Origin of the sequence: Microvirga sp. Mcv34 (assembly GCF_024519725.1) — a bacterium.
In the GTDB taxonomy this organism is placed as follows: domain Bacteria; phylum Pseudomonadota; class Alphaproteobacteria; order Rhizobiales; family Beijerinckiaceae; genus Microvirga.
Genome location: NZ_JALJRK010000285.1, coordinates 1 through 441, shown reverse-complemented (window position 1 = coordinate 441; position 441 = coordinate 1). Strand labels below are relative to the sequence as shown.

General features: G+C 63.5%; 1 protein-coding gene. It reads right to left on the bottom strand.

The genetic code is table 11. The annotated features are described in order from the left end of the window. Nucleotides 1–115: 115 nt before the first annotated feature. On the bottom strand, nucleotides 116–441 hold a 326-nt coding region (locus tag OC446_RS30630), incomplete at its 5' end, for an ATP-binding protein (RefSeq protein WP_262032626.1).

The window sequence follows — 441 nt, the reverse complement described above, 5'->3', positions numbered from 1 at the left end:
GCCGTCCCACCTGCAGCGGGATCTTGCCCCGATCCATCCCCATGCGGCCGCCGTCGACAGGTGTCAAGCGACACCTAGATTTACGAGATAAGGCGACATCCAGTTTTACGAGGTCTCAGGCGTGAGCCCGCTGGAGGGCCTCCTCGAGATCCCGCAGGCGATAGCTGCGCCCCTTGATGTTGAGAACATGGGCGCGATGCAGCAGGCGGTCGAGAATGGCGGTGGCCAGCACCTCATCGCCGGCCAGCAGTTCGGTCCACTCCCGGATGCTCTTGTTCGTCGTAATCAGGATCGCCCCGCGGCCATAGCGGTAGGTCACCAGCCGGAAGAACAAGCTTGCCTCCTCGCGGGTCATCGGCTCGAAGCCGAGTTCGTCCACAATCAGCAGCGCCATGTTCATATAGCGGCGCCGTTTCAGCTGCGCGGGCGACAGGCCGGCGT